10 protein-coding genes are annotated in these 13194 nt (G+C 75.9%); 5 read left to right on the top strand and 5 right to left on the bottom strand.

Translation table 11 applies throughout. The features are described 5' to 3' along the window. Positions 1-26 precede the first annotated feature (26 nt). Entirely contained in the window at positions 27-539 is a 513-nt protein-coding gene (locus CITRIK5_RS05935; protein WP_159833273.1) for a (deoxy)nucleoside triphosphate pyrophosphohydrolase, read from the top strand. A gap of 34 nt (positions 540-573) precedes the next feature. Here CITRIK5_RS05935 and CITRIK5_RS05930 read toward each other — a convergent pair whose 3' ends face one another. Continuing rightward, entirely contained in the window at positions 574-1647 is a 1074-nt protein-coding gene (locus CITRIK5_RS05930; RefSeq protein ID WP_020624690.1) for an Rv2578c family radical SAM protein, read from the bottom strand. A 92-nt stretch (positions 1648-1739) separates the two neighbouring features. Between CITRIK5_RS05930 and CITRIK5_RS05925 the strand changes: the two genes are divergently transcribed. Further along, positions 1740-2402, top strand: coding sequence for a pyroglutamyl-peptidase I (locus CITRIK5_RS05925; protein ID WP_254184113.1), 663 nt, complete (start codon positions 1740-1742; stop codon positions 2400-2402). Positions 2403-2447: 45 nt separating this feature from the next. Here CITRIK5_RS05925 and CITRIK5_RS05920 read toward each other — a convergent pair whose 3' ends face one another. Beyond that, positions 2448-2897, bottom strand: coding sequence for a hypothetical protein (locus tag CITRIK5_RS05920; protein ID WP_049147952.1), 450 nt, complete (start codon positions 2895-2897; stop codon positions 2448-2450). Beyond that, positions 2894-3301: a CHY zinc finger protein gene (locus CITRIK5_RS05915; RefSeq protein WP_101967792.1), complete on the bottom strand. Its 408-nt coding sequence runs from the start codon at positions 3299-3301 to the stop codon at positions 2894-2896. The genes CITRIK5_RS05920 and CITRIK5_RS05915 overlap by 4 nt, the downstream gene beginning before the upstream one ends. An 86-nt stretch (positions 3302-3387) precedes the next feature. On the opposite strand from CITRIK5_RS05915, the gene pheS reads away from it, so the two are divergent. From pheS to CITRIK5_RS05900, 3 genes are read left to right on the top strand one after another with little or no spacing between them, the layout of a single operon-like run. Beyond that, a complete protein-coding gene (gene pheS / locus CITRIK5_RS05910; RefSeq protein WP_049147954.1) occupies positions 3388-4470 on the top strand; it encodes a phenylalanine--tRNA ligase subunit alpha in 1083 nt (360 codons plus the stop codon). Between the two features lie 3 nt (positions 4471-4473). Then, positions 4474-7053, top strand: a complete 2580-nt coding sequence (pheT, locus tag CITRIK5_RS05905; protein WP_159833269.1) for a phenylalanine--tRNA ligase subunit beta — start codon at positions 4474-4476, stop codon at positions 7051-7053. A 2-nt stretch (positions 7054-7055) separates the two neighbouring features. Then, positions 7056-7676 carry a 4'-phosphopantetheinyl transferase superfamily protein gene (locus CITRIK5_RS05900; RefSeq protein ID WP_036337488.1) on the top strand — a complete coding sequence of 207 codons (621 nt, stop codon included), beginning with the start codon at positions 7056-7058 and terminating at the stop codon, positions 7674-7676. Between the two features lie 18 nt (positions 7677-7694). On the opposite strand, the gene CITRIK5_RS05895 is transcribed toward CITRIK5_RS05900, so the two are convergent. Both CITRIK5_RS05895 and CITRIK5_RS05890 read right to left on the bottom strand, forming a co-directional pair. Next, a complete protein-coding gene (locus tag CITRIK5_RS05895) occupies positions 7695-9035 on the bottom strand; it encodes a M1 family metallopeptidase (RefSeq protein ID WP_036337490.1) in 1341 nt (446 codons plus the stop codon). Continuing rightward, on the bottom strand, positions 9032-13018 hold the full coding sequence (locus CITRIK5_RS05890) for a Pls/PosA family non-ribosomal peptide synthetase (RefSeq protein WP_201294462.1): 3987 nt from the start codon (positions 13016-13018) through the stop codon (positions 9032-9034). Before CITRIK5_RS05890 ends, CITRIK5_RS05895 begins: the two co-directional genes overlap by 4 nt. Between the last annotated feature and the right edge of the window lie 176 nt (positions 13019-13194).

Below are 13194 nucleotides of genomic sequence, written 5' to 3'. Positions count from 1 at the left end.
GGCGGGGGCCTCGCTAGCCTGGGCTCATGACCTCCGCCACACCCGCTCGCCCCGCGCCCGCTGCCAGCCCGACGACGTCGCCCCGGGACGGTGCGCGACCGCGGCTGGTCGTGGGGCTCGCGCTGCTCGACGATGTGGCCGCGCCGACCCGCCTGCTGGCGGCCCGTCGCAGCGCGCCTGCCCCGCTGCGGGGGCTCTGGGAGTTCCCCGGGGGCAAGGTCGAGCCGGGGGAGGGCGTCCAGGAGGCGCTGCTGCGGGAGTGCCGGGAGGAGCTCGGGGTCGCCGTGCGGCTCGGCCCCGAGGTGGCGGCGCCGGAGCCGGACGGGTGGGAGCTGGCCAACGGCGCCCGGATGCGGGTGTTCTGGGGCGTCCTGGCGGAGGAGGGGACGACACCCCGAGCCCTCCAGGACCACGACCTGCTGGCGTGGCTGCCGCTCACCGGGCCGGGCGTGCGGCACCTGGACTGGATCCCGGCGGACCGGCCGATCGTGGCCGAGGTGCTCCGTGGCGCCGCCACGGCGTTCTCCGCGGGGCGCTGAGTCGACACGCGGCCGGCCGCGCCCCGCGGACCGGTCAGAACAGCGCGGGCTGCGCCGCCGGAGCGGAGGGCCGGGACGCCGGCCGGCGCCGGGCCGGGGGACCGTCCTCGCGCCGGATGCCGTGGGCGCCGCCGCGGGCCAGGCCGTGCCGTGCGGCGGCCTCCCCGGCCATCCGGGTGAGCATGCGGCGGTACGACTCGGGCGCGTAGGCGGACCGGGCGTACATCTGCTCGTAGCCGGCCAGCAGATCCGGGTGCTCGCGGCGGATCCAGTCCAGGTACCACTCCTTCGCGCCCGGCCGCAGGTGCAGGGCGCCCGGCATGACGCGCGCGGCTCCGGCGTCCGCCAGCGCGCGCATGAGGGCGTCGATCTCGCGGTCCCCGTCCGTGAGCCACGGCAGCAGGGGCATGGCCATGACGGTGACGTCCGCACCCGCGGCGGCGAGCCGCTCGATCAGGCGCAGGCGTGCGGTCGGCGACGGCGTGCCCGGCTCGACCGCGGCGGCGATGGCGGGGTCGAGCATCGCCAGGGACAGCGAGACCTGCACCGGCACCTGGCGCGAGGCCGCCTGCAGCAGGGGCACATCCCGCGCGAGCAGGGTCCCCTTGGTCAGCACGGAGAACGGGGTGCCGGAATCGGCCAGGGCCCGGATGATCCCGGGCATCAGCGCGTAGCGGCCCTCGGCCCGCTGATACGGGTCCGTGTTCGTCCCCAACGCCACCGCCTCGCGGCCCCACGTGGGGCGGGCGAGTTCGGCGCGCAGCACCTCGGCGACGTTGACCTTCACGACGATCTGCCGGTCGAAGTCGGCCCCGGCGTCGAGCTCGAGGAAGGTGTGGGTGCTGCGGGCGTAGCAGTACCGGCAGGCGTGGGTGCAGCCGCGGTACGGGTTCACGGTCCAGCGGAACGGCATGGCCGAGGCGGACGGCACCGAGTTCAGTGCGGTCTTGGCGAGCACCTCATGGAAGGTGACCCCCGCGAACTCCGGGGTGGTGACACTCCGCTGCAGGTCCGAGAGCGGCAGCAGGGCGGCGGAGCCGGCCGGTGTGCCGGCCGTCGCCCGCTGGGCTCCGCCCTCGGACCGCAGGGTCTGCGCTTCCCATCGCATGGCCAGAAGTAGAACACATGTTCGAATCGACCCGCAAGCGTGTTCGAGTCCGGGCGTGGCGCGGGCGCCGAGACGCGCCTACCGTGGTCGCCATGACCTCCCGTGCACCCGCCCCGGCCGCCCGCGTCCTGCTCACGGGCTTCGAGCCCTTCGGCGGCGATGTCCACAACCCGTCGATCGCCGCCGCGCGGGACGCCGTGGGCATCCTGGCGGACCGGGGTGTGACGGCCGAGGCGGTCGAGCTGCCGTGCGCGTTCGGCGCGGCCGGGCCGGCCCTGACCGCGGCCCTCGACCGGGTCCGGCCGGAGGTGGCGATCGCCGTCGGGCTGGCCGGCGGCACGGCGACGGTCCGGGTCGAACGGGTGGCCGTGAACCTGCAGGACGCCCGGATCCCGGACAACGCGGGGGAGCAGCCCGTGGACCGGCCCGTGCGCGCCGACGGTCCCGCGGCCCTGTTCGCCACCCTGCCCGCCAAGCGTGCCGTCGCCGCGATCCGGGAGGCCGGCGTCGCCGCGGAGCCGTCCCTGTCCGCGGGCGCGTTCGTGTGCAACCACGTCATGTACGCCCTCCTCGACGCCCCCGGCACCGCCCGGGCCGCCGGCTTCATCCACGTGCCGTGGGACACCGAGCACCGCCCGACGCCGGACACCCCGGCCCTGCCCGCGGCCGACCTGGCGCGCGCGGTGGCCGAGGCCGCCCTGACGGCGATGGCCGGCGGCCCCGACCTCGACGTCCCCGGCGGCACCCTGCACTGACCTCCCCGGACCCCGGGTCCGTGTCGGCGCGATCGCCCGTGCCCGTCAGCGGCGGCGCCGCAGGCCGCGGACCACGGGCCGCTCGATGTAGCCGCCCAGGGCCAGGCTCGCGCGTCGTTCGAAGACGTTGCGCGAGGCCGGATCCCCGGTCCGCCACATCGACCACGCCGCCGCCAGCGCGTACGCCGGCAGGAAGGGCAGACCCAGCAGGAGGGCGTACTGGTCCGCATGGCCGGCCTCGTGCCGCCACAGCGCGGGCGTCATGCGCAGGCCGGGGCGGGTGAACACGACGTCGCCGACCGTGAACGCGGCCCCGCCCGGGAACCGGTGCGTCCAGCCGTGGGCCTCGATCAGCCCGTGCGGTCCGGGCCGCAGCGCGCAGCCGGCGACGACGGCGCCCACCAGCCCCAGCGGCGTCGCCAGGTTCAGCAGGTTCCACAGCCCGCGCGCCCGCACGTGCGCCGGAGGCGACGGCCGGGAGGGGGCCGCGGTCATGGCTGTGCCGCAGGATCGGCGTCCCCGGCGGGGGACCCGGACGCGGGGACGTCGAAGTAGAGCGGGGCATGGGCGGCGCAGCCCGGGTTGAACGGCGCCCCGCAGGCCGGGCACGCAGGATCAGCGGTGGCCTCGAGGGCGAGGTAGGCGGTCACGCTCAGCTCGGTGCGGCACACCCCGCACAGCACATGCGGCCGGTCGAACTCGCCGGCAGGCACCGGCACGGCCGGGTGGTCGGCGAGCTCCGCGTGGCAGCGGTGGCAGGACCAGTACGCGGGGCAGCAGGCGAAGCGCAGGGCGACGACGTCCCGCGCCGTGGCGTAATGGGCGCAGCGGGTCTGCGCGTCCAGGCCCACGCCCCGCAGCAGCGGGTCGGTGCCGTCGAGGGAGTTCGGGGCGGTCATGCGCCTCAGCCTAGGCCGAGCGGGCCCGGGGCGGACACTAGACTGACGGGCGTCCCACCGTCCCCCATGCGAAGGTCGTTGCCCTGATGACACCCAGCCCCGAGACCGGCGCGGAGCCCACCGCGCCCGTGGCGGAGATCTCCCCCGTGGACGCGGAGGCAGTGGAGGCCGCTGTGCAGGCCGCGCTCGCCGCATATGAGGCCGCGGCCGACCTCGACGAACTCAAGGCCGCCCGCCTGGCCCACACCGGCGACCGGGCCCCCTTGACTCTCGCGAACAAGGCGATCGGCGCTCTGCCCAAGGAGCGCAAGGCGGAGGCCGGCAAGCTCATGGGCGCCGCACGCGGCCGCCTGGGCAAGGCCCTGGCCGCCCGCACCGAGGTGCTCGAGGCGGAGCAGGCCGCGCGGATCCTGCGCGAGGAGACGGTGGACGTGACCACCGCGGTCCGTCGCCGCCGCGTCGGCGCCCGTCACCCGCTCTCGCTGACGATGGACCGTGTCTCGGAGATCTTCGTCGGCATGGGCTGGGAGATCGCGGAGGGCCCCGAGCTCGAGTCCGAGTGGTTCAACTTCGACTCCCTCAACTTCGCGCCGGATCATCCGGCCCGCGAGATGCAGGACACCTTCTTCGTGGACCCGGCCGAGGCCCACCTGCTGCTGCGCACCCACACCTCTCCGGTGCAGATGCGCTCCCTGCTCGAGCGGGGCGCCCCCACCTACGTGCTGTGCCCGGGCCGCACGTTCCGCACGGACGAGCTGGACGCCACGCACACCCCGGTGTTCCACCAGTTCGAGGGCCTGGCCGTGGACAAGGGCCTGACCATGGCCCACCTGCGCGGCACCCTCGAGTACTTCGCCCGCCAGATGTTCGGGGCGGAGGCGGCCATCCGCCTGCGCCCGAACTTCTTCCCGTTCACCGAGCCCAGCGCCGAGCTGGACATCTGGCACCCCGGCGCCAAGGGCGGGCCCCGCTGGATCGAGTGGGGCGGCTGCGGCATGGTGCACCCGAACGTGCTGCGCGCCGCGGGCCTGGACCCGGAGGAGTACTCCGGGTTCGCGTTCGGCATGGGCGTGGAGCGCACGCTCATGTTCCGCAACGAGGTCCCGGACATGCACGACATGATCGAGGGCGACGTCCGCTTCTCCCAGCACTTCGGAATGGAGGTCTGATCCATGCGCATCCCCCTGGACTGGCTGCGGGAGTTCGTCCCCGTGCCCGCGGAGCACCGTGCCGAGGACGTGATGGCCGACCTCGTCCGCGTCGGCCTCGAGGAGGAGGACGTCCACCGTCCGGCTGCCGAGCTGCAGGGCCCGATCGTCGTCGGGCAGGTGCTCTCCAAGGAGCCCGAGCCGCAGAAGAACGGCAAGACCATCAACTGGTGCTCCGTGCGCGTGGTGCCCGAGGGCGCCGCACAGCCGCTCACCGGCGAGGGGATCGAGCCCTCCGGCGTGCAGGGCATCGTGTGCGGCGCCCACAACTTCGAGGTCGGGGACAAGGTCGTCGTGGCCCTGCCCGGCGCGGTGCTGCCCGGCGACTTCCGCATCAGCCCCCGCAAGACCTACGGCCACGTCTCGGCCGGCATGATCGCCTCCAGCACGGAGCTGGGCATGGGCGACGACGGCACGGACGGGATCGTCGTGCTCGGCGACCTCGGGCTCGACCCCGAGCCGGGCACCGACGCCCGGGACGTCCTGGACCTGCACGGCGAGGCCGCCGAGATCAACGTGACGCCCGACCGCGGCTACGCGTTCTCGATGCGCGGCGTCGCGCGCGAGTACGCGCACGCCACCGGCGTGCCCTTCACGGACCCGGCCGCCGCCGTCCACCCGCCCGCGGCCGACGACGCCGGCCCGGCCGTCCGCATCGACGACGACGCGCCGATCCACGGCGAGCCCGGGGCCACCCGCTTCGTGGCCCGCACGGTCTCCGGCGTGGACGCGACCCGCCCGACCCCGCCGTGGCTGGCCGCGCGCCTGCGCCTGGCCGGCATCCGCACCATCTCCCTGCCGGTGGACATCTCCAACTACGTCATGTGGGAGCTGGGCCAGCCCCTGCACTTCTACGACGCGGACACGCTCTCCGGCGAGATCGTGGTGCGCCGCGCGCGGGCCGGAGAGACTCTGACCACCCTCGACGGCAAGGAGCGCGAGCTCGACGCGGAGGACCTGCTCATCACGGACGACTCCGGCCCCATCGGCCTGGCGGGCGTCATGGGCGGGGCCGCCACCGAGGTCACGGACGCCACCACCACGATCGTGGTCGAGTCCGCGAACTTCGACCCCGTGTCGATCGCGCGTACGCGGCGCCGGCACCGCCTGCCCTCGGAGGCGTCGAAGCGCAACGAGCGCGGCGTCGACTGGGAGATCGCCGACGAGGCGGCCGAGCGGGCCGTCCAGATGCTCGTCGAGCTCGCCGGCGGCACCGCCGAGCCCGGGGTCACCGACGTCGGGACGCGGCCGCAGCCGGCCGTCGTCGAGATGGCCGCCGACTTCCCCTCCGCCCTGGTGGGCGTGGCGTACACGACCGACGAGGTCGTGGTGACGCTGCGGGCCCTGGGGGCCGAGGTGACCGTCGCCGAGGCCGCCGCCGACGTCGCCCCGCGGCTGACCGTGACCGCGCCGTCGTGGCGCACGGACCTGCGCATCCCCGAGGACCTCGCCGAGGAGGTCGCGCGCCTGCGCGGCTACGACGCGATCCCCTCCGTGGTGCCCGTGGCCCCGCCGGGCCGCGGCTTCACCCGCCGCCAGGCCCAGCGTCGCCGCGTGTCGGCCGCGCTCGCGGCCGCGGGACTCACCGAGGTGCTGGCCTACCCGTTCGTCTCCGAGGAGCAGAACCGGCGTTTCGGGGCGGACTCGGACGCGCAGGGCCAGGCCCTGGCGATGGTGGCCCTGGCCAATCCGATCGCCTCCCAGTACCGGTACCTGCGCCTGTCGCTGCTGCCGGGCCTCGTCGAGACCGCGCGCCGCAACCTCGGACGCGGCTTCCGCGATCTGGCGCTGTACGAGATGGGGCTGGTCTTCCTGCCCGGCGCGCAGCTGGGCTCGGCGACGATCCCCCCGCGCGCGGTCCACCCCTCCGCCGAGGTCCTCGCCGACCTCGAGGCCGGCATCCCCGCTCAGCCGTGGCACGTGGCCGGTCTGTACGCCGGGCACGACTCGGCGCCCGGGCCGGACCACGACCCCCGCCCGGTGGACTGGCAGGACGCGATCGCCGGGGCCCTCGACGTGGCCGACGTCCTCGGCGTCGAGCTGACCGTCCGGCAGGGCCGGCACCACGCGTTCCACCCGGGCCGGGTGGCCGAGCTCGTCGTCGTGACCGAGCACGGGGACCGGGTGGTGGGCGTCGCCGGCGAGCTGCACCCGCAGTGGCTCGAGGCCGAGGACCTGCCCGCCCGCACGAGCGTGTGGGAGCTGGACCTGGACGCGCTGTGCGCCGCGGCCCCCGAGATCGTGGTCGCCGCACCGCTGTCCACGTTCCCCGTGAGCACGCAGGACGTGGCGCTCGTGGTGGACGAGGCCGTCGTGGCCGGGGACGTGCGCGCGACCCTCGCCGAGGGTGCCGGGGAGCTGCTCGAGGCCGTCGAGCTGTTCGACGTCTACCGGGGCGCGGGCGTGCCGGAGGGGCGGAAGTCCCTCGCGTTCTCCCTGCGCTTCCGCGCCCCTGACCGCACGCTCACCGCGGAGGAGGTCTCCGAGGCCCGCGCCGCGGCCACCGCGCTCGCGGCGCAGCGGCACGGGGCGGTCCAGCGCTGACCGTGTCCGTCGCGACCGGCCCGTGGGGCCTGACCTCGGCCGTCCCCGCCTCGGCGGGGGCGGCCGACGCCGTCTCCGCGCTGCTCGGTCAGGTGCGCACCGCCCTGACGGCGGCCTGGGGCGTGCCGGTGGGGCCGCTCGGGCTCCGGCACGCCTGCCCGCGCTGCGGCTCGGCCGCGCACGGCGTCCCCGCGCTGACCGGCCTGCCCCCCGGCCGGGTCGCCCTCGTCTCGTTCACGCGCGTCCGGATGCCCGGCACTGAGGACCGGGCTCGGATCGGGGCGTGGTGGGCGCCGGCACGGCCCGCCGACGGGCTCGGCCTCGGGGTGGACGTCGAGCGGGCGGACGCCGCGGCCTTCGCGGACGAGGACGGCCTGGGCGGGGTGGGCTTCTCGACGGCGGAGCGCGCCCGGGTGCGGGAGCTTCCCGCCCCCGAGAGGCCCGCCGCGCGGGCCCGGCTGTGGACGCGGAAGGAGGCGCTCGTGAAGGCCGCCGGCACCGGCTTCACGGGCGACCCCGCCGCCGTCGACGCACTGACCGTGCCGGCCGACGTCGTGCTGGTGGACCTCACCGACCGGCTGCCGGGCGGTCTCCTCGGGGCGCTGGCGCTGCGGGGCCGCTGAGTCGACCGCGCGGGCGCCTCAGCCCGGGAACGGCGGCAGCTCGGGCCGCAGCGTCCACGCGTCGAAGAGCTCGTCCACCTGCGCTCGGCTCACCCCGGCGTGCGGGGCCCACGCGTGCACGTGCGTGCGCAGCCCCAGGGAGTCGACGGTGCCGAACCGGTGCTCCCGCACCCAGGCGCGCAGCATGGAGCCGAAGAGGTCCGTGCCCAGCAGGTGCCGCAGCGCCTCCACAGTGAGCGCGCCGCGCTTGTACACCCAGTCCTCGAACATCTCCTCCGGCCCGGGCTCGGCCAGCGCCTGCTCCACCGGGTGCGCGGCCAGCTTCTGCCAGGCCCGCCGCGCCATCGAGGTGATGCTGGACCGCCCCGAGGCCTCGGCCCACAGCCACTCGGACCAGCAGGCGAAGCCCTCGTGCAGCCACAGGTCGGACCAGCGGCCCAGGGTCACGGCGTTGCCGAACCACTGGTGGGACATCTCGTGGGCGATCAGCCGCTCGGACTCCCACGAGCCGTCCAGGTGGTTGGTGCCGAACAGCGACATGCTCGCGGCCTCGAGCGGGATCTCGAGCTCCTCGTCGGCCACGACCGCGGTGTAGTCCTCGAATGGGTATGGCCCGTAGGCGTCGATGAACGTGGCCATCATGGCCGGCTGGGGGGCAAGGGCCCGGAGGGCCCGCTGCTCGGTCCGCGGGGAGACCACGAGGCGCAGCGGCGGCAGGCCCTCGGCGGGAGGGGCGGCGTCCACGAGCCGGTAGCGGCCGATCTGCACGCTGAGCAGGTAGGCGGGCACGGGCTGGTCGAGCCGCCACCGCCACGTGACCCGCGAGCCGCGCGTGCGCACGGGCGCGCCCACGCCGTTGGCGACGGGCAGGTAGCCCGCGTCGCAGGTGAGGGTGATCTCCGCCGTCGAGCGGGAGGTGGGGGAGTCCACGCACGGCAGCCACGTGGAGGCGCCGTGGGGCTGCCCGGCCACGAGCACGCCGTCCGTGAGCTCCTCCCAGCCGATCGTGCCCCACGGGCTGCGCCGCAGCGTGGGCGTGCCCGCGTAGACCACGGTCAGCTCCACGAGCGTGCCCTCCGGCCGGCTCTCGTCCAGGTCGACGACGAGGCGGCTCGGGGCGCGGCCCGGCTGGGTGAACGAGGAGGCGACGGCGCGGCCGTCGACGACGGCGTCCACCCGGGACACGCGCAGCCGGTACAGGTCCAGCTCGATGCGGCGGCTCTGCTTCGTCAGGCGCACGCGCAGGACGGCGGTGCCGGAGACCCGGTTCGCGGCCAGGCGCACGTCGAGGTCCAGTGCGATGTGCTCGACGGTGGCGGCGTCGGTGCCGACGCCCGGGACGTAGGGATCGGTGCTCATGCTTCCTCTCGGGAGGGGGTGGCCGCGGCGGCGGGGTCGCCGTCGGGACGACGCCACGGGGAGACCGGGTTGCCGAGCCACCACGTGCCGGCGGGCAGCTCCTCGCCGCGCATCACGAGGGACCCGGCACCGACGGTGGTGCCGCGGCCCAGGCGGGCGGCGGGCAGCACCACGGAGTGGGGGCCGAGGGTGGCGCCGTCCTCCAGGACGACGGCGTCCAGGGACATCACGCGGTCGTGGAACAGGTGGGTCTGGACGACGCAGCCGCGGTTCACGGTGGCGCCGTCGCCGAGCTCCACGAGGTCGGCCTCGGGCAGCCAGTAGGACTCGACCCAGGCGCCGTGGCCGATGCGGGCGCCCATCGCGCGCAGGAACCAGACCAGGGCGGGGGTGCCGGCCGCGGCCCGGCTGAACCACGGGGCGGCGAGGAACTCGGTGAAGGTGTCCGCGACCTCGTTGCGCCAGATGAACGAGGACCACAGCGGGTGCTCGCCCGCGCGGATCCGGCCGACGAAGACCCGCTTGGCGAGCACGGTCAGGCTCGCCGCGACCGCGCCGGCCGCGAGCAGGACGACGCCGCCCAGGACGAAGGCCAGCGCCCACGTGCCGACCGCGATGAGGGCGGCCAGCGTCGCGCCGACGGCGAGGGACAGGGCCACGTGCAGCCACACCGGGATCGCGCGCAGCAGCTCCCAGGCGGTGCGGGCGGCCTTGAGTCGGGCCGGCGGGTCGTAGGTGAGGGCGGCGTCTGCGGTGACCTCGTTGCGGCGCAGGCGCACGGGCGGGGAGCCCATCCAGGACGTGCCCGCCTTGGTCTTGGCCGGGGTGGTGGACAGCACCGCCACGAGCGAGTCGCGGCGCAGGGTGCGGCCGCCGGGCACCATGCCGGAGTTGCCCACGAACGAGCGCTTGCCGACCTTCGCGGGGGCCACGTGCATCCACCCGCCGTCGAGGGAGTAGGAGGAGACCATCGTGTCGTCGGCGAGGAACGCGCCGTCGCCCACGCGGGTCATGCAGGGCAGGAGCACCACGGTGGAGGCCTCGACGCCGCGGCCCACCTCGGCGCCCAGCAGGCGCAGCCACGTCGGCGTGAAGCGGGAGGCGTAGATCGGGAACAGCTGGTCGCGGGCGGCGTCGAGGACGCGCTCGGTGGCCCACACCTGCCAGCCGACCCGGGAGCGCACGGGGTGGTGCCCCTCCGTGATGCCGAGCGCGAGCAGGCGCACGGTGACGAGCACGAGCAGCATCTGGGTCAGGAACCAGACGCCGGCCACCAGGGGGCTTGCGGCCAGCAGGCGCGCCGCGGTGGTCCCGACGGCGGCCAGCGGCCCCGCCTCCGGGGCCGGCGGCCACCAGGTCAGCGACCACGCGGCCACCGCGGCCGCCGCGGCGGCGGAGACGAGCGGAAGGAGGGAGATGAGGGTCGAGAGGACGGTCGCCATCAGGCGCCAGCCCGGGGTCTCCCGCGGCGCCTCGGCGGGGCCGCGGGACTTCACCTTGCCCACGTTGACGGCGGGGGAGCCGGCGTGGCGCTGGCCGCCGCGCACCCGCCCGGCGACGGTGGACCCGGCCTCGACGTGCGCCCCGGCGCCGACCTGGGCGCCCGGCAGGAGCGTGGAGCGGGCGCCCACGACGGCGTCCGCGCCGATGCGCACCTCGCCGAGCCGGACGACGTCGCCGTCGACCCAGTAGCCGGACAGGTCCACCTCAGGCTCGATCGCGGCGCCCTCCTCGACCGTGAGCATGCCGGTGACCGGTGGCACGGTGTGCATGTCCACGTCCTTGCCGATCCGGTTGCCCAGCAGTCGCGCGTAGGCGGGCACCCACGTGGCGCCGGCCAGCGAGTAGGGGTCCACGAGGTCGCTGATCTGCTGGGCGAGCCACAGGCGCAGGTGGACGCGGCCACCGCGCGGGTAGGACCCGGGGCTCACGCCGCGCAGCAGCAGCCGGGCCGTCGCGGCGGTGAGCAGCATGCGGCCGGGCACGGTCACCACCAGCAGACCGGCCACGATCAGCACCCACCACGGCACGGTGGGCAGCCCGGGCGCGAGCCCGGAGAGCGTCAGCAGGTTCAGGGCCAGGCCGGTCCACACGCCCAGGCGCAGGGCGGGCAGGACGAACACGGGCAGTCCCACGAGGGTCTGGACCCACTGGGTGCGGTGGCGGGTGCGGTCGACGTGCCGGTCGTGCACCTCGATGCCGCGGGGGCCGTCGTCGCCCACGACGGCGGCCACGAGGGCCCCGGCGGTGGGGTTGCGGTAGACGTCCTGGACGGTCACGGCCGGGTGGCGCAGGCGCAGGCGGGCCACGAGCTGGGCAGCGGCGAGCGAGCCGCCGCCGGCCTCGAAGAAGTCGGTGTCGGCGTCCTTGGGGGGCGCGCCGAGCACGTCCGCCCACTGGCGCAGCACCCAGCCGTCGGCGGTGTCCTCGTTCGGCTGGGGCGCGTCCTCGTCCACCTCGGCGCCGGGCAGGGGCCACGGCAGCGCGTGGCGGTCCACCTTGCCGGAGGTCTTCGTGGGCAGGGAGTCCACGACGGCCAGCCGGGGCACGAGTGCGGCCGGCAGCTCCGCCGCGAGGTGCTCGCGGGCCATGTGCAGGTCGAGCTCGGCCTCGGGGTCCGCGGGGACGAGGTAGCCGACGAGGATCTGGTGGCCCGCCGGGGTGGTCTGCACGGCCGCGGCGCCGCCGTGGACGCCGGGCAGGGCCTGGAGGGCCGCGTCCACCTCGCCGAGCTCGATGCGGCGGCCGCCGAGCTTCACCTGGTCGTCGGCGCGGCCGACGAACAGCAGGCCCTCCGGCTCGAAGACCACGAGGTCACCGGAGCGGTAGGCACGCTCCCAGCCGAGGGAGGGCATGGGGGCGTACTTCTCGGCGTCCTTGGCCGGGTCGAGGTAGCGGGCCAGGCCGACGCCGCCGATGATCAGCTCGCCCGTCTCGCCCTCGGCCACGGGCAGCGTGGTCTGCGGGTCGACGACGGCCAGGTCCCAGCCGTCCAGGGGCAGGCCGATGCGGACCGGGCCGAGACCCGTGAGCGGGGCCGCGCACGCGACGACGGTGGCCTCCGTGGGGCCGTAGGTGTTCCAGACCTCGCGGCCGTCCTCCGCCAGGCGCGCGGCGAGCTCGGGCGGGCAGGCCTCGCCGCCGAAGATCAGCAGCCGGACGTTGTCCATGGCCTCGGTGGGCCACATCGCGGCGAGGGTCGGCACGGTGGACACGGCGGTGATGCGCCGCTCGGCGAGCCACGGGCCGAGGTCCATGCCGGAGCGCACGAGCGAGCGGGGGGCCGGGACCAGGCACGCACCGTGACGCCAGGCGAGCCACATCTCCTCGCACGAGGCGTCGAACGCGACGGACAGTCCCGCCAGCACGCGGTCGCCCGGGGCGAGCGGATCGTCCGCCAGGAAGATCCGCGCCTCGGCGTCCACGAAGGCCGCGGCCGAGCGGTGGCTCACCGCCACGCCCTTGGGGGTGCCCGTCGAGCCAGAGGTGAAGATGATCCACGCGTCGTCCTCGAGCCCGGGGGCGCGGGCCTCCGCGGCCGGGTCCGCGGTGTGCTCGGGGTGCGGGGCGTAGACCCGCTCGTCGGTGAGGACGCCGGCCACCTTCGCCTCGCCGAACACGAGGCGGGCGCGCTCCTCCGGATCGTCCGCGTCCACGGGGACGTAGGCCGCGCCGGCGGCGAGCACGCCGAGGATCGAGACGTACAGCGCGGCCGTGCCCGAGGCGATCCGCACGCCGACCCGGTCTCCCGCCCGCACGCCGGCGGCCCACAGGTGGCGGGCGGTCTCGTCGACGCGCTCCCGCAGCTCCGCGTACGTCAGCGGCTCGACGCCGTCGTCCAGGGCGGTCGCGTCCGGGTGCTCGCGCGCCGTGGCGTCGAAGAGCTCCACGAGCGTCCGGGCGGGCGGGGTGCGCTCGGAGCCGGGCAGCTGCGGCCGATGCGGCGCGCCCGCGGGGTCGAGGGGGACGGAGCTCCTGCTCACCCAGCTCGCGACGGCCCGCGGCGCCCGCGTGGTCACCACGGCGTCCACGGAGGAGAAGCGGGAGCTGTCCCGGGGCGCGGCGGACGAAAGGGACACAGGGGCCTCCGGGGGTGTGAGCGGCAAACCGAGGGTCGGACGCGGACCAGGCCGCAGCGGGACATTCTATGCCCCGCCCG

The sequence above is a fragment of the Micrococcus sp. 116 genome (genome assembly GCF_902506395.1).
In the GTDB taxonomy this organism is placed as follows: Bacteria; Actinomycetota; Actinomycetes; order Actinomycetales; family Micrococcaceae; genus Micrococcus; species Micrococcus luteus.
This window is presented reverse-complemented; position numbering and strand designations above follow the sequence as displayed.